At 26.2% G+C, this 23,329-nt stretch carries 24 protein-coding genes and 1 CRISPR repeat array; of the genes, 2 read left to right on the top strand and 22 right to left on the bottom strand.

The window, feature by feature from the left end:
* Positions 1-65: 65 nt before the first annotated feature.
* The 5 genes from QZ321_RS01210 to QZ321_RS01190 all read right to left on the bottom strand — a co-directional run bounded on the left by QZ321_RS01210 (position 66) and on the right by QZ321_RS01190 (position 5,488).
* Positions 66-1,061, bottom strand: coding sequence for an FUSC family protein (locus QZ321_RS01210; RefSeq protein WP_291749902.1), 996 nt, complete (start codon positions 1,059-1,061; stop codon positions 66-68).
* Positions 1,062-1,247: 186 nt separating this feature from the next.
* Positions 1,248-2,525 (bottom strand): FAD-dependent oxidoreductase, encoded by a 1,278-nt coding sequence (locus tag QZ321_RS01205; protein ID WP_291749899.1) that lies wholly within the window; start codon positions 2,523-2,525, stop codon positions 1,248-1,250.
* On the bottom strand, positions 2,522-3,514 hold the full coding sequence (locus tag QZ321_RS01200) for a sulfide/dihydroorotate dehydrogenase-like FAD/NAD-binding protein (protein WP_291749896.1): 993 nt from the start codon (positions 3,512-3,514) through the stop codon (positions 2,522-2,524). Before QZ321_RS01200 ends, QZ321_RS01205 begins: the two co-directional genes overlap by 4 nt.
* Positions 3,515-3,766: 252 nt before the next feature.
* On the bottom strand, positions 3,767-4,372 hold the full coding sequence (locus QZ321_RS01195; protein WP_291749894.1) for an NUDIX hydrolase: 606 nt from the start codon (positions 4,370-4,372) through the stop codon (positions 3,767-3,769).
* A gap of 96 nt (positions 4,373-4,468) precedes the next feature.
* Positions 4,469-5,488: a D-alanyl-D-alanine carboxypeptidase family protein gene (locus QZ321_RS01190; protein ID WP_291749912.1), complete on the bottom strand. Its 1,020-nt coding sequence runs from the start codon at positions 5,486-5,488 to the stop codon at positions 4,469-4,471.
* A gap of 886 nt (positions 5,489-6,374) precedes the next feature.
* Between QZ321_RS01190 and ytfJ the strand changes: the two genes are divergently transcribed.
* Positions 6,375-6,800 (top strand): GerW family sporulation protein, encoded by a 426-nt coding sequence (gene ytfJ, locus QZ321_RS01185; protein WP_291749888.1) that lies wholly within the window; start codon positions 6,375-6,377, stop codon positions 6,798-6,800.
* Between the two features lie 55 nt (positions 6,801-6,855).
* Here ytfJ and scpB read toward each other — a convergent pair whose 3' ends face one another.
* The 16 genes from scpB to QZ321_RS01105 form a co-directional block, all read right to left on the bottom strand.
* Positions 6,856-7,533 (bottom strand): SMC-Scp complex subunit ScpB, encoded by a 678-nt coding sequence (gene scpB, locus QZ321_RS01180; RefSeq protein ID WP_291741463.1) that lies wholly within the window; start codon positions 7,531-7,533, stop codon positions 6,856-6,858.
* A complete protein-coding gene (locus QZ321_RS01175; RefSeq protein WP_291741462.1) occupies positions 7,526-8,278 on the bottom strand; it encodes a segregation/condensation protein A in 753 nt (250 codons plus the stop codon). Before QZ321_RS01175 ends, scpB begins: the two co-directional genes overlap by 8 nt.
* A 90-nt stretch (positions 8,279-8,368) precedes the next feature.
* Positions 8,369-9,037, bottom strand: a complete 669-nt coding sequence (locus QZ321_RS01170; protein ID WP_291749884.1) for a hypothetical protein — start codon at positions 9,035-9,037, stop codon at positions 8,369-8,371.
* 13 nt (positions 9,038-9,050) lie between these two features.
* Positions 9,051-9,959 carry a permease gene (locus tag QZ321_RS01165; protein WP_291741459.1) on the bottom strand — a complete coding sequence of 303 codons (909 nt, stop codon included), beginning with the start codon at positions 9,957-9,959 and terminating at the stop codon, positions 9,051-9,053.
* 16 nt (positions 9,960-9,975) lie between these two features.
* A complete protein-coding gene (locus QZ321_RS01160) occupies positions 9,976-10,611 on the bottom strand; it encodes a GTP-binding protein (protein WP_291749880.1) in 636 nt (211 codons plus the stop codon).
* A 12-nt stretch (positions 10,612-10,623) separates the two neighbouring features.
* Positions 10,624-11,571 (bottom strand): GTP-binding protein, encoded by a 948-nt coding sequence (locus QZ321_RS01155; RefSeq protein ID WP_291749877.1) that lies wholly within the window; start codon positions 11,569-11,571, stop codon positions 10,624-10,626.
* A gap of 199 nt (positions 11,572-11,770) precedes the next feature.
* Entirely contained in the window at positions 11,771-12,136 is a 366-nt protein-coding gene (gene mgsA / locus QZ321_RS01150; RefSeq protein ID WP_291741452.1) for a methylglyoxal synthase, read from the bottom strand.
* Between the two features lie 35 nt (positions 12,137-12,171).
* On the bottom strand, positions 12,172-12,783 hold the full coding sequence (locus tag QZ321_RS01145; protein ID WP_291741449.1) for a DNA-3-methyladenine glycosylase: 612 nt from the start codon (positions 12,781-12,783) through the stop codon (positions 12,172-12,174).
* Between the two features lie 74 nt (positions 12,784-12,857).
* The gene (locus QZ321_RS01140; protein ID WP_291749874.1) at positions 12,858-13,907 is read right to left on the bottom strand and encodes an SPFH domain-containing protein; all 1,050 of its coding nucleotides are present in this window, start codon (positions 13,905-13,907) and stop codon (positions 12,858-12,860) included.
* Positions 13,908-13,944: 37 nt separating this feature from the next.
* Positions 13,945-14,658, bottom strand: coding sequence for a PspA/IM30 family protein (locus QZ321_RS01135; RefSeq protein ID WP_291741444.1), 714 nt, complete (start codon positions 14,656-14,658; stop codon positions 13,945-13,947).
* 170 nt (positions 14,659-14,828) lie between these two features.
* On the bottom strand, positions 14,829-16,040 hold the full coding sequence (locus QZ321_RS01130; RefSeq protein ID WP_291741441.1) for a D-alanyl-D-alanine carboxypeptidase family protein: 1,212 nt from the start codon (positions 16,038-16,040) through the stop codon (positions 14,829-14,831).
* A 91-nt stretch (positions 16,041-16,131) separates the two neighbouring features.
* Positions 16,132-17,436: a pyrimidine-nucleoside phosphorylase gene (locus QZ321_RS01125; RefSeq protein ID WP_291741438.1), complete on the bottom strand. Its 1,305-nt coding sequence runs from the start codon at positions 17,434-17,436 to the stop codon at positions 16,132-16,134.
* Between the two features lie 18 nt (positions 17,437-17,454).
* Positions 17,455-18,627, bottom strand: a complete 1,173-nt coding sequence (locus QZ321_RS01120) for a phosphopentomutase (protein WP_291749871.1) — start codon at positions 18,625-18,627, stop codon at positions 17,455-17,457.
* Positions 18,628-18,668: 41 nt separating this feature from the next.
* Positions 18,669-19,547: a tyrosine-type recombinase/integrase gene (locus tag QZ321_RS01115; protein WP_291741432.1), complete on the bottom strand. Its 879-nt coding sequence runs from the start codon at positions 19,545-19,547 to the stop codon at positions 18,669-18,671.
* A 74-nt stretch (positions 19,548-19,621) separates the two neighbouring features.
* The gene (spoIIM, locus tag QZ321_RS01110; protein ID WP_291749868.1) at positions 19,622-20,257 is read right to left on the bottom strand and encodes a stage II sporulation protein M; all 636 of its coding nucleotides are present in this window, start codon (positions 20,255-20,257) and stop codon (positions 19,622-19,624) included.
* Between the two features lie 87 nt (positions 20,258-20,344).
* Positions 20,345-21,013, bottom strand: a complete 669-nt coding sequence (locus QZ321_RS01105; RefSeq protein ID WP_291749866.1) for an HD domain-containing protein — start codon at positions 21,011-21,013, stop codon at positions 20,345-20,347.
* A gap of 148 nt (positions 21,014-21,161) precedes the next feature.
* Between QZ321_RS01105 and QZ321_RS01100 the strand changes: the two genes are divergently transcribed.
* On the top strand, positions 21,162-21,497 hold the full coding sequence (locus tag QZ321_RS01100) for a DUF1622 domain-containing protein (RefSeq protein ID WP_291749863.1): 336 nt from the start codon (positions 21,162-21,164) through the stop codon (positions 21,495-21,497).
* Between the two features lie 45 nt (positions 21,498-21,542).
* On the opposite strand, the gene QZ321_RS01095 is transcribed toward QZ321_RS01100, so the two are convergent.
* A complete protein-coding gene (locus QZ321_RS01095) occupies positions 21,543-22,232 on the bottom strand; it encodes a hypothetical protein (protein ID WP_291749861.1) in 690 nt (229 codons plus the stop codon).
* Between the two features lie 251 nt (positions 22,233-22,483).
* A CRISPR array of direct repeats spans positions 22,484-23,305; the repeat unit is 30 nt; unit sequence CTTTACACTTCAATATATCAAAGCTATAAC.
* Positions 23,306-23,329 lie beyond the last annotated feature (24 nt).

Below are 23,329 nucleotides of genomic sequence, written 5' to 3'. Positions count from 1 at the left end.
AGATGTTATTAATATCTTTTTAAATTAAAAGAACTACCTTACTAAAAAGTAGTTCTTTTAATTTATCATGCATTATTTACACATTCTATTTTTTTGTTTAGTATTATCTTATCTGCTATTATAGCTATTACAATTCCAATACATATATATGCAACTCTTTCTATCCCTGTTGTAAATGTACCATTTGTTAATGAAACTGATGCAACTACAGACATTGTTACACATAGAATATTATCTCTATAATTAGTAGCATATGATCCTAAATAACCTGGAATTAGAGCCATTAATCCTCTGATAGAATTATCTTTAATAAATATAAATAGTATCATCATTATGATTACACCAACAACAGTACCTTGAAAACGTTGCTTTGATCTTATTCTACAATTTTCAGAATATAATTCTGTTAATGCAAATACTGTATATATTATCCAACGTCCTTGAGCTAGTTTAAAGAAGTCTACTAAAAATACTGATATAGTAATAATTAAAGCTACTCTAAATGCATAAGCTCCTCTTACATTATGAATATTAAACTTATTAAATAATAAAATATACTCATTCTCTTTCTTTATAGTATTACTTTGACACTTAGGTTCTTCAAGCTTTTTACTTTTCCTATAAGTTATAAGTTGAACCAACATTACTAAAAATGCTCCAGTGGCTAGTCCTAATAATCTTTTTACAAAATCATTACCACTTACAGGAGCATACAACATAAATAAATATTGTAATCCAAAAGGAAGAAGTTTTACTTTATTTAACTTAGAAGTTAAAGTATATCCCATTACTAATAATATACTAAAATTTAATATTAATCCTAAATAGATATTATGGCTTGCTAAATGTGCAAAAACTCCAGAAATTAAATTAATAAAAAGTAACCTAAACAAATTACTATAGAAATTTTTAGTCATATCTTCTAATCTTAATATAGATATAGCTACTACTATTGTAACTCCAATTAGTGTATTACCTCTTCCAAATATAAGTGCAAATACATTAACAAATAATAAAATTGCTAAATAATTTATAGTATTTGCTACAATTTTATTTTTCATCATATTTTCCTCTCTTATCTTATAAATTATTTTAAACAACGAACAATATTATCATAAAAAGCCAATAAATTCAACATAGAAAAGCTCTAATATATGTAAATATTTATATAACTTTAATTTAAAATATAGAGATAAACTAAAATAAATCTCTATAAATTAAAAATAATCTATAGAGATTTATTAAATTTATACTAATTTTTGATCAAATATATTATCTAAATTTACTTTCTTAACTCTATTATTAATTTCATCCTTATCAATTGTATAAAGTCCTAATTCCTGCATTCTCTTAAAGTAACTAGCTCCAGCAAAAGTATATCTATCTTTTCTTCCTTCTCTAGTTTCAGCTTTTTCATTTGCAAAAGCAATTAAATCACCTATAGCTATAGAAGAAGGTAAAATTAATAACGGCATTCCCATAATAAGCCTTACAGCATTATGTCCAGCTAAGCTACCAGTACATATAGCTTCAGTATGACCAACAAAAAGTCCTGCTTTTTCTCCTGCACACAAAAGATTATCTACTCCAATAACTTTCATATCATTAGTTCTTGGAGCAACAGACAAATACCTTATAGAATTACCCTTGCTTCCTGCATAAGGATCAACATATTTAGCATATTCAAGACCAGGTATCTTTCTAAGCTTTTCAAGTGGATAATAAGTTGTCATAAGCTTAGCATGACCAGTATCAAGCAAAACTATATTTTCAGCAAATTCTTTAAGAGCATATTGTTGACATACTTTTGTGCTAAGTTTACCATAATTAACATCTTCAGCAGGAACTTTTAAAACAACTACCCCTGTCTTATCTAACTTGTCTTTAATATCTTTAGATAAACTTTCTTTTGCAAGTTTACAAGAACCAGAAAATGCTCCAAGTGCATCTCCATTTCTTTCTCCTTGAATGTCAGAAACTCCACATCTTGCACTTATACTTAATCTTGGACCAAAAGCAGGACAACGCAAAATACACATAGAACATCCATTACCGTATCTCAAACAATTACCCATTGGTCCTGTTGATCCTGTTGTTTCAATGAATACATCACCTTTAACATAGGTATCATTACTTAATAAGATTCCCTTTATTTTTTTATTTTCAACATCAACATCTTTAACACGACTCTCCATATGAAGATGTATTCCCAATGATTTTAAATAATCTTTAACTACACCTTCAATAATATTCACATCATAAAGAATTGCATGTTTATGACCAGGAAATTCTATATTAGCATGTCTTGCACAATCATCTGTTAATTTTATTAAATCTCCTCCACCTAAAGCTATAAGCTCTTCTGAAGCTGTATAACGACCATTATTTCTCATTATACCACCAACATTACCAAGTCCAAGTAAAAGATCTGTTTTTTCATAAATATGAACATCAGCTCCAGCTTTTTTTGCTGTTATAGCAGCAGCACAACCTGACCAACCTCCACCTACAACTACTACCTTCATATTAATCTCCTCCCTTCAAAAATTCCTCTTGGACTAGCTTGTACCTTACAAAATCTTTTTACCCTATGACCTGAAAATCTAGCTGTACAACTTCCACATACACCCTCACCACAACACATTTTAAAATTATTACAACATGATAAATCTATGTCTTGTCTTTCTAATGAATCTAAAAAATCAATAATGCTATAAGTCAAGATATCAGCTCCAGCTATATGAATTAAAGATATATTATTATATTTAACAATAGATTTTATAGCAACTTTTCCTTCAGGTGATAATTGTCCCTTTTCTATCAAATTCATTTCTTGAGGAACTATATTCAATTTATCTAACCACTCTGATACATAAATATCTTTAAAAGGTTGTTTATCTAACAAAAGTGTTACAGAATTACCATTTTCAATTAACTTCTCAATTACAGGCATCATAGGAGCCATACCTATTCCCCTAGCTATTACTAAAGTATCATTATTTTTCTGTTTTCCTATGTTTTTTAAACCAAATACTCCATTCCAATAAGGTCCTCTTATTGTTATATTTCCTCCTGCTTTTATATTTAATAATTGTTTAGTTTTAATACCCCTTACTTCTATCATTATTGAAATTATATTAGTTTCAATGTCTGATTCTAAAATTGAAATAGGAACATCAAAATATACATTTTCTTCGCTTCTAACAAAAATAAAGCTACCAGGTCTTGCTAAATCTATCACAAGCTTATGTGGTGCTTCAAATTTAATTAGTAATATATCATCCGGATATAATATTTTTTCAGATACCTTGCAAGTATAAGTTTTCCTTTGTTCTTTTGCCTTGTTTCCATTATCATGAAATTCTTGGTATATACATACTCCCTTCCAGTTTAAACAATCACAAAAATGGTTTCCTTGCAATTGTGAACAAAGAATACATTCTCCACTTTCAGCTAAATGACATGGGCAAAACTCACTTCCTGCATCTATACAATCAATTGTCTCCTTAAACATTTAGACTCCTAAAGTAATACTATATACTATATAGATTATTTAAAAAATGTATTTTTGTTACTATAAATTATAATTCATAAAATACTATTATATCTATTAATAGTTTTACTTATACTTAAAAATTATGCTAATAGTGCTATATTTAAATAAAAAGTCGCAATAAATAAAGTAAATTTCTACATTATATATTGCGACTTTATATATTGCGACTTTATAAATATTAAATTTTATTTTATAACTTAAAAACTAATTTTATTTAAAAATATCTTCACCCATTTGAATAAAACCTTGTAAGGCCATAAAAAATTTAATATCACATCTTTCCCCACTATTTAATATTTTAATAGCATCATCTTTAGATAATAATATAGTTTCTATATCTTCATCCTCTTCTAAGTTTTCATCTGATACCTTTCCAGAACATGTGCAATAAATTAAAGAAACTGATTCATCTGTCATTCCTGGTGATAAATATAACTTTTGACCAATTTTACTTTCTATAACTTCTTCTAAATCCAATCCTGTTTCCTCTTTTAATTCTCTTTTTACTGTAGATATAATATCATCATTATTATCTATTAAACCTGCTGGCAATTCATAAACATAATTATTTAAAGGGATTCTAAATTGTCTAATTGCAACTAATTTCTTTTCATCCTTATGATATGCTAATATAACAACTGCATCAACCTTATCTTCTTTTCCATCAAAAAATTGATCTTCTAATTCTTCCTTACTTTTTCTAGTAGCAATAGTCCATGTTTTATTATTTCCACCCTTATTTATATAATTTGCATTATAAAGACTTAAAAACTTAGTTTGTGCTAATGTTTCTAAACTTTGTACCTTATTTTTCATTTTAATATTTCCCTCCATATAATCTTATAATTATTTAAATAAAAACTTATATATTATATTTTATAACATAAATTTATACATTAAAAGAAAAAAGCACTAATTATTAGTGCTTTCTCCATTAACAATTTCATCAAATTCATTTTGAGATATATCTTTTTTACAAATTAATTTCTTTTTTAACAACTCTTCTCCATTACTATTCAATGCTACTTTACCTATTATATCTCCAGAGTTTTTATTTATTGTGTTAAAAACTTCTAGTTCTATAGCTCCTTCGCCTTTAAATCCATATTCAAAATCACATTCTTCAATAACACTTCCTAAACTAATAAACTCTGATGATTTTGTAATATCTTTTATATTATCACTTTTAAAGCAATAATTATCTGCAACATATTTATATATTTTTTCTGTAACATTCCATCTATCACTACAATTTAAAACAACTATAATTATATTTCTTCCTTCATGTTTTACTGAAGATACTAAACACTTTCCTGCTTGGCCTGTATAACCAGTTTTAACTCCATTAGCTTGAGGAATTCTATATAAAATTTTATTTATATTATTATAATCTCTCGTAAAATTAGAAGTATCTCTAGTTATAGTTTTTGTTCCACAAATTTGGCAAAATAAATCATTTTCCATTGCCTTTGTAGTTAAAAGAGCTAAATCATATGCACAAGTATAATGCTTAGGACTATCTAATCCATGTGGACTTTCAAAATGTGAATTTATTAATCCTAAACTAATAGCATAATCATTCATTATCTTTGCAAACCCCTCTATGCTTCCCCCTATATCTTCAGCAATTGCTATAGCTGCATCATTTCCTGATTTATACATTAATCCATATAACAATTCTCTTAATCTTATCTTTTCTCCAGCTACATATCCAACCTTTGATCCTCTAATAGATGCTGCATTTTTACTTATAGTAACTTCTCTGTCTAAATTTCCATGAGTTATTGCAACCAAAGCTGTAAGTATCTTTGTAGTACTAGCCATTGGTACAATTTCATTTGCATTTTGTTCAAACAAAACCTGCTTTGTCTTACTATCTAAGGCTATTGCATTTCTAGCTGAAACCTTAATATTGCTCATTACATTACTCATGTCTACATCATCTATTTTATAATCTTCAATTATTGCTATATCATTTTCATCTTCATCTTCAAAACATTGAGCATATACACAATTACTTAATAATTGAGAAATCATCAAAAATAAGCTCAAAGTTATTCCTATGATTTTAAATTTCATCATTAGTATCACTCCTATTTTCTCTTTACACATGTAGTATTTTCATTTATAAAAATTTTAAACCTAAATAATAAATTTTTATGATTTATATTTTATTTTTGTGGTAATACTATAAAAAGTTATGGGAGGTTAATTATGCTTTTTTTTATAATTATTGTTGTTTTAATATTAATTTTATTTATACCTATCCCCATAAAGTTAAAAATTTATTACTCTAAAGATAGGTATTACATAAAATTTTATAATATCAATATAATCTCTAATCATGATGGTGTTTTAAAAAAGTTTTTAAATAAAAAGAATTCCAAAAAGAAGAAAGAAAAGAAAACTAAAAACAAAAAAACTAAATATGATATTAAAATTGAACCTAAAAAAAGAAAAATTAATTTAAAATTCTTCATAAAAATTCTTTATCAAAATTTAAAAACAAATAAATTTAAACCCTCAATGAAATTTTCTGCTGATACTACTTATTCTTTAAAAGATTCAAGTAAAACGGCTATATATTTAGGATTACTTTATAATACTAATCCAATTTTATTTTATATTTTTTCTATATTATTTAAAGTTAAAATATTTAAAAATAATTTTAAGCCAATATTTAAAGATGAACTATTATTAGAATTTACAATAAGTAGTATAATTACCTTTAATTTAGCTCAAATTATTTATATATTTCATATTATTTATAAATCTATTATAAGAAGTAGGAGGTGATTCCCTAAATATAGGGATTATTATGACTGATAAACATGAATTAGAAAATTTAATGAGAAGCACTATGGAAAATTTACGTGATATGATAGATGTTAATACTGTAATTGGAGATGTTGTTGAAACTAGTGATGGTACTTCAATTGTTCCAATATCTAAAGTATCTTTTGGGTTTGCATCTGGTGGAAGTGAATTTGGTAACCATACAACTTTAAGAAAAAATGAAGAAAAGTATCCTTTTGGTGGAGGCTCTGGTGCTGGTGTTAGTGTTAAACCAATAGCATTTTTAATAATAAAAGATGGAATAGTAAAATTACAACCTGTAGATTATGATAATACTATTGACAGAGTTGTTGACTCTATTCCTCAAGTTATTGAAATGGTAAAAGATTTTTTTATTGATAAAAAAGCTGATAAAAAAGTTACTAATATTGACTTTAACGATGATTAATAAAAAACATATAGCTACTGAATTTTTCAGTAGCTATATGTTTTTTATTAAAACTTTAAATTTCTTCATCTGAAGCAACTTCTAAAATATCCTTATTTGTTTCATTACTTACACTATCAGAATTAATATCATAAAGAGCCTTATTTAATACTTTCATAGAACTTTGAGTTTCTTTATCACTATATAAATCAAGCGATGGCAACTCTTTTATAGTTTTAAGTCCAAATTGTCTTAAAAACTCATCAGTTGTTCCATAAAGTATAGGTCTTCCTGGAACTTCTAATCTTCCTATATCTTTTATTAACCCTCTTTCCACAAGCTTTTGAATTGCAGATTCTGATTTAACTCCTCTTATTTCATCTATATCAATACGTGTAATTGGTTGCTTATAAGCAATTATAGCTAAGCTTTCTATAGATGCCTGAGAAAGTGAATGCTTTTTATTTTTCTTTAACAACTTTTGAATATAATCTGAATTTTCACTTTTAGTAACTAATTGATAAGCACCATCTATACTTATTAATTTAATACCTCTACTTTTTTCTTCATATTCATTCATCATTTCTTTAATTACTTCTTCAATAACTTTATCTTTAATTTCTAAATTATTGCTTAGTTCCCTTAATGATAAAGGTTCACCGCTTACAAATAACATTGATTCTATAACTGATTTTATATTAGATTTCCTAGATAACTCTTTAAATTCATACTGTTTAACATCAATATTACTCACTATCTCTCCTCCTCTTAATAAGTATATTCCCAAAACTTTCATCCTGATAAACATTAATAGTTCTAATCTTTATAAGTTCAAGTAAAGCTAAAAATATAACTACAGTTTCAAGCTTACAAGAACTTTCCTTCATTAAATTCTCAAATTTTATTATATTATTTGAAGTGACTTTATTTAAAATTTCATTCATTTTATCTTCAACTTTATATTTATCTACATATATTTTCTTTTGTACAATATTAAAATTATTTTGCTTTTCTCTAAAATTTTCTAATATCTTATTATAAATATTATATAAATCTAATAGTGTTATATTTTTAAATATGTCACTATTATTAATTACTTCACTTTTAACTTCTTCAATTGTTTCTGGTTTCTTACTATAAACCTCACCTTGGTTTATATATCGCTCTTTAAAAAATTCAGATACTGCTTTTATCTTTTTATACTCAATTAATCTTTCCATTAATCTTTTTTCAATATCCTCTTCATTTTCTTCAGCTTCTATCTTTATTTTAGGAAGAAGATTTTTTGACTTTATTTCTATTAATGTAGCTGCAACAACTATAAATTCTGATGTTATTTCAAGATCCATAACCTTTCTTGTATTAAGATACTCTAAATATTGATTTGTAACTTTATATATTTCTATATTATATATATCCATCTTATTTTTCTTTATAAGATGCAATAATAAATCAAAAGGTCCTTCAAAATCTGCCACTTTTATCTTTGGCAATTCCATTAACTCATCCCGCCTTTTTTGTTTTTATCATGCTTATTTTAACTCTTTTATAACTTATATAATAACAACTTTCCTTTAAAAGAACAAGGCTTAAAGGTGTTCATGAAAATATCTATCACTAGGTTCATTTTGTAATTTATATTCCTCTACTAAAATATAAAAACCATTATCAAAACATATTTTACCATAAATATTAATCCATTGTCCTTCTTCTAAAACTTCATTTATTCCTTTTGCCTTTATTTGTATCTTTTCTTTATCTGCTTGACAGCACCTCACCATTTCTCTAGATATAATTACAAAATCAGAATTTTCTTTCTTTTTATCAATATATCCTAAAAACAATATACTCTGTCCATTATATTCATTTTTATATTTCATAACTTCACTTAATATATTATAATTACTTTCATCTATAACTATTGCGTCAGGATGGTTTTTAATTAATAAATTATCATCTATATTTTCACTACCCTTTAATAACGGAAAAACATACAATAACACTACTCCAATACATAATGTAAATGTTAATGGAATAAATTTATTCGTAGTTTCTATTCTTCTTTTTATTGTAAAAATTCTACTAAATTGAAAAAGTACAAAAATACTTAATATCACTATACTAAAATAAAAATAAATAATCATATTACTACTTACAAAGTTAGTTATAATTCCATTTTTTATTAATAAAAATACAGATAAGTCTAGTAATATTAATATAATAAACCATATTAACTCATCAACATTAAATCTCTTCATATACACCTCTTACTTAAACCACTACTAAACATATTCCAAATACAACTATGCAAATTATTAAAATTAATTTTAATACAAAGCTCTTTTTAAAAAATCCAAAGGATAATATTAAATTTTTCAAATCCATCATTGGTCCTAGTATTAAAAATGCTATAACTCCTGATAATCCAAAATTATCAATAAATCCTTTTGCAACAAAAGCATCTGCTTCTGAACATAATGATAATAAAAACCCCAATAACATCATTATTGCAATTCCTAGTACTCTTCCTGATGTAATATCATTAATCAATGTATCTTGAAGGAATACAACAAAAATACTTGAAAGAAATGCTCCAAAAATAAAATAAATACTAATATTTAAAAATTCATTAGAAGCATTTAATACTAAATTTTTAATTTTTCCTCTTAACGAAATATAATAATTATTACTAAAAGTACAACAATCACAATACAAGGCTGCTGCTTCTTCTTTTAAAATATCTGAACTTTTCTTTTTGTCATAAATAAAACCAATAATCATACCAACCATTAAAGCACCTATTATCCCACCTATTGTTCTATATATAACAATACTTATATCACTTGGAAACGCATAATATGTAGACATAATTACAATTGGATTAACTATAGGAACTGCTAGCATAAAAGTTATTCCAACTCCAACTGGTAACCCCTTTTTTATTAAACTTCTTGTAATTGGAACTATTGCACATTCACATACTGGAAAAAGTACACCTGATATAGCAGCTATAAAATATCCTATTATGCTATTTTTAGGAATAACTCTCTTTATTAAATCGTCTGATACATAAATTTGAATTAATGCTGATAATACAGCTCCTATTAATAGAAACGGTAAAGCTTCAACTATAATTCCTAAGTAACTCCACATCCATGATTCCAATTTAACTATACTCACTTTCTCACCTGCTATCTTACTTTCTAATATAATCTATTAACTTTACTCTCATATCTCTTACTAACTTATCTTCTAATAAGTTACTATTTTCTAATGCTAAATTAAAACCATCATTATTTTCAGCTATTAATATTTGAGCTTTATGATTTAAACCTTCTAATAATTTAATACCCTTTTCTAATTCTAATCTTTTTTCTATATTAAAATTATTAATTACAATTACATCACTATTTTGTATAAAAGGTAATAATATTTCTCCCATATTTTTAATATAAAACTCAATATTTCTTCCATCACAAATAAAATAAATTGTAGAAAGTTTTATTAACTTCCCTGTTTTATTATCAAACACACACTTATATAAATGTTCTAATGTATCTGTGCCATTATATTCTATAATTATTCTATGGGGTTTATATTTTTTCACTACACTATATATACAATCATTTAACTTTAAGCTTTCTCCAATAAAATTAATATGTTTTAAACTTTGTCCATTTTCAATAAATTCATTTATTTGAGTATTTCCATTTTCACATGTAATAACAACTATTCTTTCTTTAATTGCAATAGTTTTATTTATTAATGAATTAATAAAGGCTGACTTACCAGCCCCTAAAAATCCAGTAATTACTTCAACGCCAACCTTCATATATACACCTTCTTAACTAAAAAATTTCTTAATTTTTTCCCTATTTAAGTTAGTTCCAATAAAAGAAATAATTGTATCTCCCTTATATATTATTTTTTGCATACTTATTTCAGATAAAGTATAGTCAAATTGTTCCTTACCATTTTTAGTATTAACAATGCCTTTAGCTCTAATTATTTCCCCAAATTCAAAACTATTTTTTATAAAATTAAACTTACTTAAAAGCTCTTCTTTAGATACATTCCTATCTATTTTCAAAGCAAAGCTTTCAAATAAATTTGCTTCATCCTTTTCCATTTTTATATTTCCATTATTTAAACTGCCCTTTTTAAAACTAATTTTTCCTTTTGAAGGTTCCATATTTCTAGGTAAAAATACTCTTGGAATTAATTCATTTGGATTTGAAGCACTCCACTCTCTTCCAACTATTATTGCTTTAGAATTTAATTTACTGATTTCATTATTTAATCTTTTTAATTCCTCATTTTTAATATTTTGGGTTCTACTTAAAACAACAATATCTGCATTTTTTATTTGATTAACAAAAAAAACCTTAAAATTAGCTAAGTACAAATCAAACTTTTCTGAATCTACTACAGTTATGGACCTTTCAACTTTTGCTATATCCTTTAATTCCTTTTCATTAAATACTTTTTTTATATCACTTAACTTTGCAACTCCTGTTGGCTCAACTAAAAGTCTATCAACATTACAATTTTCTACTACATCTATTATTGAATCTTTAAAATCTCCCGTAACTTGACAGCAAATACACCCAGCATTTATTTCCTTAACTAGAGTATTTGTTTTTTTCAAAACTGCACCATCAATACTTACTTCCCCAAATTCATTTTCAATAATAGCAATTTTTTCTTTATAATAATCTTCTTCTATAAGTTTTTTAATTAATTGTGTTTTTCCAGCTCCAAGAAATCCAGAAAAAATATCTACTTTAACCATAATTTATTACTTTCCCTTATTATTGTTCTCAAAAAATTCTATGATTTATAAATAATATTTATGCAAAGTTTATTTTATAATCATTTTTGAATATTATTTTAATTTTATACATATAATAATATTGTAAATGTATCACTAAATTGTGAACGTTATACAATAAAAAGGAGTTGCTAAATAAGCAACTCCTTTTTAATAATATTTATTTGTGTAGTGAATCTAAAACTAATTGAGCTGTAGAAACATTTGTTGCAAGTGGTATTGCATATACATCACACAATCTTAATAATGCATTAATATCAGGTTCATGTGGTTGTGATGTTAGTGGATCTCTTAAAAATATAACTAAATCTAATTTTTGCTCAGAAACTAATGCACCTATTTGTTGATCTCCACCAAGGGGACCACTTTTTAATCTATGAATTTCCAAATTAGTATTTTCCATTATTTTAAGTCCAGTAGTTCCAGTTGCAAAAAGTTCAAGTTTCGATAATCTCTCCTCATTTAGCTTTGTAAAATTAACCATGTCATTCTTTTTCTTATCATGTGCAATTAATGCTACTCTCATCCGTATTCTCTCCCTATAATATTAAAATTAAAAAATTATTTTTTAGAAACATAAACATTATCTTTTATATAAAATCTCCATAAAAAATCTTTTGCCTCTTCAGCATAATCTATTCCTATTCTTTTAGTCTCAACAACTTCAAAATCTTCACTATATTCATCAGTTATATATACCTGACCTTTTTCATAAAGCTTTACTCCATTTAATGTTCTATCTAATAAATAAGCTAAACATAACTTTGAAGGTCCATTAGTTAAATTTTTTACTTGAACTTTTGTAAGTTCATCAAAACCTTTATTATATCTAACTTTAGAAATATAATCAAATTCATTAAGTGGTTCAATAGCTCTAATTAAAACAGCCTCAGCTATATCTTTTTTATTAGTAACAACATTAAAACAATGATACAATCCATAGATAAAATAAATATATGAAACTCCTGACTCCCCATATAATATTTCAGTGCGTTTAGTTCTACGTCCATTATATGCATGACAAGCTTTATCTATGGCTCCGACATATGCTTCAGTTTCAACAATTTTTCCTTTTAAAACTTTTCCATCAACTTCTCTAACTAATACTTTTCCAAGTAAATCCTTTGAAATCTCTAAAGCTCCTCTGTCATAAAATTCTTTATTAATAATCATTTGTATCTCCTAAGCTTAAATAAATATATGTTCTAATAACTATTATTTCTTATAATAGTTATTAAAATACTTCCTTATTTAACCTTTGAACCACATTCACTACAAAACTTCGAATCATTTTTAATTATTGCTCCACATTCACTGCAAAACTTATTTTTACTTTTCATATTTTCATCTTGAGAAACCTTTGTTCCACAACTACTGCAAAACTTTGCTCCTTCGCTTAAAATTTCTCCACAATTTTTGCAAATATTTTTTTTATTATTTAATTCTTGTCCTTGTTCAATATTTTTCTTGATTTCATTCATCATATGAATTCCCATTTGTATACCCATTCCTGCTTGAGCCATATTTGCCATACTACTATTAGAATTTTTCTCCATAGCTTCAGTCATAGAAACATTTTGATAATGACCAATATTCCCCACCATTCCATATGCAGCATTTTTATTAATCATATTTTGTACAGAATCAGGGTAACTAAAGTTTTCAATATTCAAAGTTGTTACAGTTAATCCTATTTTTATCATTTCCATGTCTAAATCTACTTTTATTCCATTTGCTATTTCGAAAGAATTTGCTTGTAAATTAAACATATCCTTTCCTTCTCTAACAATCCACTTCATTAAAAGCTGATCAACTACAGCTAAAGCTCTTTGCTTTACATCATCTACAGTAAATTGACTTTTAATTCCTGCAATTTTATCAATTAGAACCATATAGTCATTTATCTTAACATTAAATGAACCAAATGCTCTTATTGGCATTCCTCCTGGCATTCCTGGTGCTTTAATATTAATTGGATTTTTAGTTCCCCATTTAACTAAAAATTCTTTAGTATTTATAAATAAAACTTCTGCTTTAAGACCAGTTTTAAATCCAAATTTAAATCCCTTTAATGTTGATAAAAAAGGAATAATATCTGTTTCTATTTCATAATTACCTTCTTCAGTAAATATTCCTTCAACTCTTCCATTATGCATAAATATAGCATCTTGACCTGGTCTTATAATCAATCTACTATTTTTTTTAATCTCATTATTTTTCCACTTCCAAAAAATAACGTCATCTCGTGTTTCATTCCATTCAATGACATCTAAAAATTGACTCCCGAATAAACCCATTTAAAGTCCTCCTAATATTTATATTAGAATCTTTTTATTATTTATTTTCTTTTAATTTATTTAACTCATCTTCAATTGACTTATTACTTGAATTTTTCAAAGCTTCTAATTCATCTTCTACTGAAGAATTTTTATTATCATATTTGCCCATTAAGTCTTCTATACTATCATTTGTCTTTGAATTTAATTCTGCCATTGCATTAGCTTCATCTAACATTCTATTAGCCTTTTCTTCCATTCTATTAAAAGAATCTATACTTGATGTTGAATTATTAATTGAAGAACCCATCTTGTTAATTCTTTCTTGCATTTTTGCTGTTGCCATTTTTGCCTTAATCGTACTTCTTCTTTCATTAAGCTCTTCTATTTGCAAACTTAATTTATTATACATTTGCTTCATTTTTTCAGAATTAGCTCTTGCCCCTTCATACTTAGTATTAAGTATTGTTAACCTTTCTGTTAATGTTGCTTTTTTAGCCAAAAACTGTCTTGCATCATTATCATTTCCTGCATCTACAGCTCTTTTAGCATAATCTAACATTTTATTTACATTACTTTGACATTCATCTAACTCTCTTTTAGCTCTAGTTTCTTCTGCCATAATTGATGCTGTTTCTGCTTTAACCTTATTTAAATCATCATTTAAATTTCTCATCAATTGATCTATCATTTTAACCGGATTTTCAGCTTTATCTAATAATGCATTAATGTTAGATGACATTATATCAGTAAATCTTTTTAATATTGACATATATATCCCTCCTAAATTTATTGCCATTATTTATATAAATATATTCTATCATTATTTATTTCAAAACAAAATCCATTATTTTTGTTTTATAGAATTTTTACATTATTTTAAGAAAAAAGAGATTAATACATTATATAAATGTTTTAATCTCTTTAACATATTACATTTATTTAGACACCCTTTTTAAATAAATTTTTCATATTGTCTTTTAGGTTATCTAAGAATCCACCCTTTTCAACATCTCTATCACAATATAAAACAACTTCTCCAACTTTTTGGTCTCCAATATAAACTTCACATTTTCCTACAGTTTCACCTGCTGTATAACTATCTTTCATTTCATCTAATACTATCTTATTTATTGGTTCTCCATCACTACCTTTTAAAGTAACAATAATTAAATCATCTTTTGCTTTAGCTACAAAGAACCTATCTTTACTCTTTCCTAAATAAACAGTTTCTACATCATCATCTTTATTAAATAATTTCTTACCTTCATATTTAGTAAATCCGTAATTCATTAACATGCTTGCATCACGATTTCTAACTTTAAATGTTGGAGCACCCATTATTACTGCAAGCATTCTAACATTATTTCTAACGGCTGTTGCACTTATACAATATTTTGCTTCTTGTGTAAATCCTGTTTTTAATCCATCACATCCATCAAAAAAGCGCACTAATTTATTATGGTTTACTAATTCTATAGGACTTTTTCTTCCTTCAGATATAGTTTCCATATATGTACCACTATATTTTAATATTGTTGGATGCTTTAATAGTTCTAATGACATTATAGAAATATCTCTAGCAGTTGTTACATGTCCTTCTTCTGGTAATCCATTACAATTTTTAAAAGTTGTATTTGTCATACCTAATTCTTTTGCACGTTCATTCATCATCTTTACAAATTCATCTGTAGAACCTGCTAAAAATTCTGCCATAGCAACAGCTGCATCATTTCCTGAAGCAATTGCTATGCCCTTTAATATTTCCTCTACTGTTCTTACTTCTCCAACATCAAGAAGCATAGTGCTTCCACCCATTTTTTTTGCATTTTCACTACAAATAACTTTATCATTTAAAGTTATTTTTCCACTATCTACAGCTTCCATTGCAAGAAGCATTGTCATTATCTTTGTAACAGATGCTGGTGCAAATTTTTCATCAGGATTTTTTTCATATAATACCGCTCCACTTATAGGCTCAATAAGTAATGCTGATCTTGCATCTACACTCATTCCTTCTTCTAAACAAGAAGTATAAACTTCGCTTGGATTTTCTTCTACCTCTTCTTTAATTGCAGCAATTGGAACAATTGTATTTAAACATAATAAACATAAAAGAATAATAGAAATTTTGTTAAATATTTTCTCTTTCATTTGTTTTCCTCCTTTTAAGCTTATTATTTCCTAAAAAAATTAAAAATATGATAAATAGAATATTAAATTCTATTTATCATATTTTTTGAAATTATCTTACTATATCATATATTAATGGTATATTTAAATTATAGCTATTTTCAATAACTATATTTTCTAAGATGCTCTTTTTAGCTTTTTCAATCTTTTCATAACTATTTGAATGTATGTATGCTAAAACATCTCCCTTATTAACCTTTTCGCCTCTTTTTTTATTTAAAACAATTCCTACAGCTAAATCAATCTCACTTTCTTTAGTTGCACGACCTGCACCTAATTCCATTGCTATAAGACCAAAAGCTTCTGCATGAATTTTTGTTATAAATCCATCTACTGGTGAAATAACCTTTTCTATATATTTAGCTTGAGGGAATTTGCTATAATCATCAATTGGACTAATATCCCCACCTTGAGACTTAACAAAATCCTTAAGCTTTTCTAATCCTTTTCCATTTTCTATATTTTCAATAAGCATTTTTCTTGCTTCCTCTTCACTTTGTGCAACTTTAGCACAAAGTAACATATTTGAACCAATTGTAAGTGTTAGTTCTAAAAGATCCTTAGGCCCATTCCCTTTTAATAGCTCTATAGCCTCTATAACTTCTAGGCTATTTCCAATAGCATATCCTAATGGTTGATCCATATCAGAAATAACTCCAATAGTTTCTCTTCCTAAATGCTTTCCTATATCAACCATTTCTTGTGCTAATTCTTTAGCTGCTTCTGGTGTTTTCATAAATGCACCATCACCAACTTTAACATCTAAAACTATTGCATCTGCACCTGAAGCTAATTTTTTACTCATTATACTAGATGCAATTAAAGACATATTATCAACTGTTGCTGTAACATCTCTTAAAGCATATAATTTTTTATCTGCTGGAACTAAGTTTCCACTTTGCCCCATTATAGCAATATTTATTTTATTAACATTTTCCATAAATTGATTTTCTGTTAATTCAACAGAAAATCCTTTAAAGGTTTCTAGCTTATCAATTGTTCCTCCTGTATGCCCAAGACCCCTCCCTGACATCTTAGCTACTGGGATTCCAAGTGATGCTACTAAAGGAGTTAAACAAATGGAAGTTTTATCTCCCACTCCACCTGTAGAATGTTTATCTACCTTAATACCTTTTATATTACTTAAATCTATTTTATCTCCTGACTCAACCATAGCATTAGTTAAATCTGCTGTTTCTCTCTTATTCATCTTATTGAAGAAAATTGCCATAAGCATTGCTGATGCTTGATAATCTGGTATTTCCCCTTTAGTAAATCCATCAACAAAAAAATTTATTTCTTCAGTATTTAATTCTTCGCCTTTTCTTTTCTTCATAATTAGATCATACATTCTCATAAGTCTATCCTCCACTAGCTACTTTGCTATATCATCTAAGAAACTTTTACCTACTAACTCATTTTCTACATTAAAGAAATCTAATATAGTTTTTCCTATATCTGCAAAGGTTTCTCTTGTACCAATATTAACTCCTGGTTTAACATTTTTACCATATACAAGAACTGGTATATGCTCTCTTGAATGATCTGTACTGCTAGTAGTTGGATCACAACCATGATCTGCTGTTATTATAAGAATATCATCATCACTCATTTTACTATAAATTTCATTTAATCTATTATCAAAATCCTCAAGTGCCTTTCCATATCCAGCTGGATCATTTCTATGTCCATACAACATATCAAAATCAACTAAATTTGTAAAGATAAGTCCTTCTTTTACATTATCCATATATTCTAAAGTCTTATCTACACCATCCATATTGCTTTTAGTATGAACTGCCTTTGTAATACCCTTTTTATTATAAATATCTTCTATTTTACCAACAGCTGCAACTTCATAATTTGCATCTTTTAAATATTCAAGCATAGTTTTATCAAATGGGTCTAAGGCATAATCCCTTCTGTTAGAAGTTCTTTTAAAGTTTGGAGCTTCTCCAATAAAAGGTCTTGCAATAACTCTTCCTACTGCCCATTTATCAACAAGCATATTTCTTGCTATCTCACACATTTCATATAATCTTTCAACAGAAATAACCTCTTCATGTGCTGCAATTTGAAATACACTATCTGCAGAAGTATATATTATAGGATATCCAGTTTTAACATGCTCTTCTCCTAAATCTTCAATTATTTGAGTTCCTGAAGCTACTACATTTCCTAATATACCTTCAACATTTGCCCTTTTCTTAAATTCATTTATTATATCCTCTGAAAATCCTTGTGGATAAGTATTTAAAGGTTCTTTTAATATAACTCCACTTATTTCCCAATGTCCTGTAACTGTATCCTTTCCTTTTGATGCTTCTTCACATCTACCAAATGCGCCTATTGGATTATCACATTTTTTAGGAGCAGTTACCCCTTCTATATTACCTATCCCAAGCTTTTCTAATTCATCTATTTTAAGACCTTTACATGATTTATACACATTGTCTAAAGTATGACTTCCCTCATCACCATAAACCTTTGCATCTTTTAATTCTCCAACTCCAACACTATCTAATACTACCAATATAGCTCTTTTCATATTGTTTTCTCCTTTCGTATACAAATCCCTTTTAAAAGCATTTATGCTCTTGGATGGGAGTTTTTATAAACTAAGTTTATTTTATCATTATTTATTATCTCATAGTAAGTATCCATATAAGTTAATACTTGATTTCCTAAAAGTTTTTGTACTGCTCTTACATTTGCTCCATTTTGTAGTAAATGCACAGCAAAAGAATGCCTAAATGTATTTAAATTAACATCCTTATTTATTCCTGCTTTATGAGAATACTCTTTTACTATTCTCCAAACACCTTGTCTAGTTAATTGATTACCATTTAAATTTACAAACAAATTTGGTACTCCAGCAGAAGCAATTATGTCTCTTATGGCTAAGTAATCCTTCAATGCAGACTCAGCACTTCTACCTATTGGTATAAGTCTTTCATAATTTTTATTATCATGACATCTAACATAAAGTAAATCAAGATTTACATCTTCAACAGATAAATTAATAATTTCTGAAACCTTCATACCCGTTGCATACATTAACTCTAATAAAGCATTGTCTCTTATGCCCTTATTACAATCCTTATCAACTATCTTAATTATCTTATCTACTTCTTCTACAGTTAATATCTCTGGAAGCTTTTTAGATTGATCAGTACTTTTATAATATATTTTTGGTATATCTCTAATTATTTTTTGATCTTTTAAATAATTATAAAAACTTCTTAAACTAATAACAATTCTACTTATAGACCTTTCAGATTTTCCTTCTTCTAAAAGATAATCTATATAATTCTTAACCGTTTCATTGTCAGTTTCATCTAAATATATATCTTTACTATTTAAATATTTAATATATAAATTAACATCAGTTACATAAGCATAAACAGTATTATCACTTTTATGACTTTCAAGCAATGACTCTCTATATTCATTTACTATCTCTTTCATAACTCTCCCCATTCCCACCTTATTTATTATTATTCGACACTAAGCTTTAATTTCCTTTAATAATTATCTATTTATTAAACAACTTTATAAACATTTGTTACTATGAATTTAATGATACTTGGACAAATATATGCTTCAATAAAAGTACCGATAATAAATACACATGCAAATACCCCTATCTTTAAAATTAGTTCCCTCTCTACTATTGTATTTACTTTACCTTTATTAAAGAACCTATCTTTAAGTTTTATTGAAGAAAATTCGATTCCAACTATACTTAATGCTATAAAACAAGGTATATAAATAATATTTTGTGGTATTGTAGAAGCTAATGCAAGCCATAAACCCTTTCCTTCAAAAGTTGAAATTAAAAAACTAAAAGTATATCCTAATGTAAAGCCCTTAATAAGATCTACAAGTAAAATTACAGGACTCCCAAACACAGTAAATGACAATATCACTATTATTGCAATAAGTATCAAATTTTTCTTAAGTACACTCATTAATAAAGCTCCACTATTTACGGAATCTTTAGCTATACTTGCTGTAAATGTAGAAAAATAACTTGTAAGATCATTTGCATCATTTAAATTCATATATTTAACTATATATGTACCTAATGCTATTCCTACACAAAAAAATATAAAAACCATAAAATAAAGAAACTTATTTTCCTTTTTATTTAAATTTAATTTACTTATTATCTCCAACTTAAAACACCCCCACATTGTTATATATTAATACTATGTTGGAATTTTAAATTATATTCATAATTGAATATATGTAAATTATAATTTTTAAATAATTTTTTTGATTTTTTCAATTTTTTCTCTTATTTTATTTAAATCTAAGCTATAATTTTCTTCTAAAATCTTTATAACTTGTAAAATATCCTTAATTTCCTCTAACTTTTCTTCTCTTTTACTTTGTCCCCTGCCTAATCTATCACTTACAAATATTAAAATCATATCATTTAAATCTACATTTTTTATTAACTCTGAAGTCCTAGCAAAAGGCAAATTTTTAATTATATAAAGATGATGCATATGATATTTTACTAAATTTAAAATTCTTTCTTTTTCATCATTTTTATAATCATAAAAAGTTAATATTTTACTTGCTATTTTTTCTCCTTCCACATCATGGTTATAAGAAGTTAATTTTCCTTTCTTATTTAATTTAGTGGTCGTTCCTTTGCCCAAATCATGCAACAAAGCTCCTAACATAAAAGTTTTTTTATCATTTGCAAATTCTTTTATTTTTGCTGCAATATCTATAACTTCCTTCACATGATTCCATACATTTCCTTCAGGGTGATACTTTTTATTTTGTTCTATACTTTCTAAATATATTAAAGGTTCTAATTTAGTATTTTTTAAAGAAGGCTTTATTTTTTCTAAATAAATAGATGGCTTATCATAAATAAGTAAATTTGCTTGGATTTCTTTTAATATATTTTTACTCACTTTTCCTCCTTTTTTTTATTTTTTTATTTCAAGCTTAGTTTTCCTATATTCTATATTTTTAAAACAATTAATTTTTATTATTAATTTATAATAATATCTAAGATTTTAGGGAAAATTAAATATATTATTTGACTAAGGTGTGATTAATTTGGAAGAATTATTTAATAAATATTTACCTATACTTATTCATTTATTTGAATTAATGGGAATTTTAATACTAACTGTAGGTGTTTTTACAGCTTTTTATCATTATATCCAAAAAAGATTTTTTAAAAGGAATGTTAATATTAAATATGAATTTGCTGATGTAATGACTACAACCTTAGATTTTAAACTAGCTGCAGAAATATTAAAAACTGTAATTATAAAAAATATAGATGAACTTATAATATTAGCTTCTGTATTTATTATAAGAATAATTATGACATTTGTATTAGAAAAAGAAATGAAAATAGAAGAAGGTAAAAAAGACACTAAATCTTAATAATTAAGATTTAGTGTCTTTTTTATAATATCTATTCTTTAAAATTTATTTCAATAACCACTTATACTCAGTGCCACCTAGATTCATTTCTAAATATGCCTCATTACTATTTGTTATTCCTACAAACTCCTTACCACTAGCTTTTTTACCTTTTGCTATATCATATGTACCAGCTCCACTAGAATTAGGGTAAGAATTACATTTAAAACCGTCAGCATCGTAAAATTCGGCTTGATTGTCCATAAAGAAATCTAATTCATCCATACTTATATTTTCTACTGTATATGATATTTCAACTACATTTTTTACTGGATCAGCAAATCTATTTCTCTCACTAGTTAAATTTACACTATCTATAGTTAATGCAAATTCTCCCTTTGATCCATATGTAAATATAATTTTTTCACCAATCTTGCTTTGCTGTTTTGCTTCAGCTTCTCTTTTAGCTATTTCTTCTGCTGCTTCTCTTTCAGCCTTCTCCTTAGCAATTCTTTCTTCTTCAGCCTTACGTTCTTCATCTTTCATCTCAAACCAAGGCTTTGCCTCCTCTACCTTATTTTGTAACTCTTTAATTGTAGAATCTTTTTCTGTTATTTCCTGATTTAACGTTTCTATTGAAGCATTTAATTCAGTAATAGCGTTTGAATCAGACATAACAGCACCCCCAATTATAAAACATACAACTCCTATAAATATTTTGTTTTTTATAAAGCTTAATATCTTTTGCTTATTCATTTTATTGTTCCCCGTTTTTATAATATATTCATTCTTAAATATTATACACATTTTATTTGTCATATTTTGTTGAAATTTGTTTAGAATAATATATTTATTTAAAAAAATATACATCATTTACGAGTATTTTAATTAAAAGTATTATTTAAATTTGCTTATTAAATAACTCTTTTAAAATTAATATAAAAAAGAAGTTCCTAAGTGAAACTTCTTTTTTATATCTAAGTTTTGTTATTATGTAGATATGACTAACTAATAGTTGCAAATATCAAAGCTATAACCAATAATGTGTATTTTAATCAATATTAAATAAAAAAATTTACACTTCAATATATCAAAGCTATAACACTTTTACAAACTCCACTTAATTTAACCATTTCATTTATTTACACTTCAATATATCAAAGCTATAACTCCAGCATAAGTAACATCAATATAATCTTCATATTTCTTTACACTTCAATATATCAAAGCTATAACATTTAAATTTGAATTTAAACTTGCCATTGAAATTATCTTTACACTTCAATATATCAAAGCTATAACTCAAAACTAAAATAATCTACACCAATCCATACTGACTTTACACTTCAATATATCAAAGCTATAACCAAGAGTATTGGAATGGTTAAGGAGCAATTTTAAGTCTTTACACTTCAATATATCAAAGCTATAACGAAGAAAGATGGTATTATTTCTTTAATTCGGATGGCTTTACACTTCAATATATCAAAGCTATAACGAAGGACATTGAAACAATAGATTTTAATGTTAATGAACTTTACACTTCAATATATCAAAGCTATAACCCTTTTTTAGTTTCCATAATTTAGCCTCCCTTTTTTACTTTACACTTCAATATATCAAAGCTATAACTTGTCTATCAATATTCTGATCTTTTGAGCTAACCCCTTTACACTTCAATATATCAAAGCTATAACCTTTAAATGTAGTCGAAATACATTTTGACTGTACAAGCTTTACACTTCAATATATCAAAGCTATAACATTTAAAAATTCCAATAAAAAAAGTAACCTATTTCCTTTACACTTCAATATATCAAAGCTATAACCTTTAAATGTAGTCGAAATACATT

This window comes from uncultured Clostridium sp., assembly GCF_910588715.1.
In the GTDB taxonomy this organism is placed as follows: Bacteria; Bacillota; Clostridia; order Clostridiales; family Clostridiaceae; genus Clostridium.
The sequence above is the reverse complement of the archived record's forward strand: the minus strand, read 5'-3'. Positions and strand labels throughout refer to the sequence as shown.

What these genes read in the sequence shown, in the direction of transcription:
- QZ321_RS01210 (WP_291749902.1), bottom strand. Translation starts at nt 1,061, where the DNA reads ATGAAAAATAAAATTGTAGCAAATACTATAAATTATTTAGCAATTTTA.
- QZ321_RS01205 (WP_291749899.1), bottom strand. Translation starts at nt 2,525, where the DNA reads ATGAAGGTAGTAGTTGTAGGTGGAGGTTGGTCAGGTTGTGCTGCTGCT.
- QZ321_RS01200 (WP_291749896.1), bottom strand. Translation starts at nt 3,514, where the DNA reads ATGTTTAAGGAGACAATTGATTGTATAGATGCAGGAAGTGAGTTTTGC.
- QZ321_RS01195 (WP_291749894.1), bottom strand. Translation starts at nt 4,372, where the DNA reads ATGAAAAATAAGGTACAAAGTTTAGAAACATTAGCACAAACTAAGTTT.
- QZ321_RS01190 (WP_291749912.1), bottom strand. Translation starts at nt 5,488, where the DNA reads ATGAGTAATGTAATGAGCAATATTAAGGTTTCAGCTAGAAATGCAATA.
- ytfJ (WP_291749888.1), top strand. Translation starts at nt 6,375, where the DNA reads ATGACTGATAAACATGAATTAGAAAATTTAATGAGAAGCACTATGGAA.
- QZ321_RS01175 (WP_291741462.1), bottom strand. Translation starts at nt 8,278, where the DNA reads ATGGAATTGCCAAAGATAAAAGTGGCAGATTTTGAAGGACCTTTTGAT.
- QZ321_RS01170 (WP_291749884.1), bottom strand. Translation starts at nt 9,037, where the DNA reads ATGAAGAGATTTAATGTTGATGAGTTAATATGGTTTATTATATTAATA.
- QZ321_RS01160 (WP_291749880.1), bottom strand. Translation starts at nt 10,611, where the DNA reads ATGAAGGTTGGCGTTGAAGTAATTACTGGATTTTTAGGGGCTGGTAAG.
- QZ321_RS01155 (WP_291749877.1), bottom strand. Translation starts at nt 11,571, where the DNA reads ATGGTTAAAGTAGATATTTTTTCTGGATTTCTTGGAGCTGGAAAAACA.
- mgsA (WP_291741452.1), bottom strand. Translation starts at nt 12,136, where the DNA reads ATGAGAGTAGCATTAATTGCACATGATAAGAAAAAGAATGACATGGTT.
- QZ321_RS01145 (WP_291741449.1), bottom strand. Translation starts at nt 12,783, where the DNA reads ATGATTATTAATAAAGAATTTTATGACAGAGGAGCTTTAGAGATTTCA.
- QZ321_RS01140 (WP_291749874.1), bottom strand. Translation starts at nt 13,907, where the DNA reads ATGGGTTTATTCGGGAGTCAATTTTTAGATGTCATTGAATGGAATGAA.
- QZ321_RS01135 (WP_291741444.1), bottom strand. Translation starts at nt 14,658, where the DNA reads ATGTCAATATTAAAAAGATTTACTGATATAATGTCATCTAACATTAAT.
- QZ321_RS01130 (WP_291741441.1), bottom strand. Translation starts at nt 16,040, where the DNA reads ATGAAAGAGAAAATATTTAACAAAATTTCTATTATTCTTTTATGTTTA.
- QZ321_RS01125 (WP_291741438.1), bottom strand. Translation starts at nt 17,436, where the DNA reads ATGAGAATGTATGATCTAATTATGAAGAAAAGAAAAGGCGAAGAATTA.
- QZ321_RS01120 (WP_291749871.1), bottom strand. Translation starts at nt 18,627, where the DNA reads ATGAAAAGAGCTATATTGGTAGTATTAGATAGTGTTGGAGTTGGAGAA.
- QZ321_RS01115 (WP_291741432.1), bottom strand. Translation starts at nt 19,547, where the DNA reads ATGAAAGAGATAGTAAATGAATATAGAGAGTCATTGCTTGAAAGTCAT.
- QZ321_RS01095 (WP_291749861.1), bottom strand. Translation starts at nt 22,232, where the DNA reads ATGAATAAGCAAAAGATATTAAGCTTTATAAAAAACAAAATATTTATA.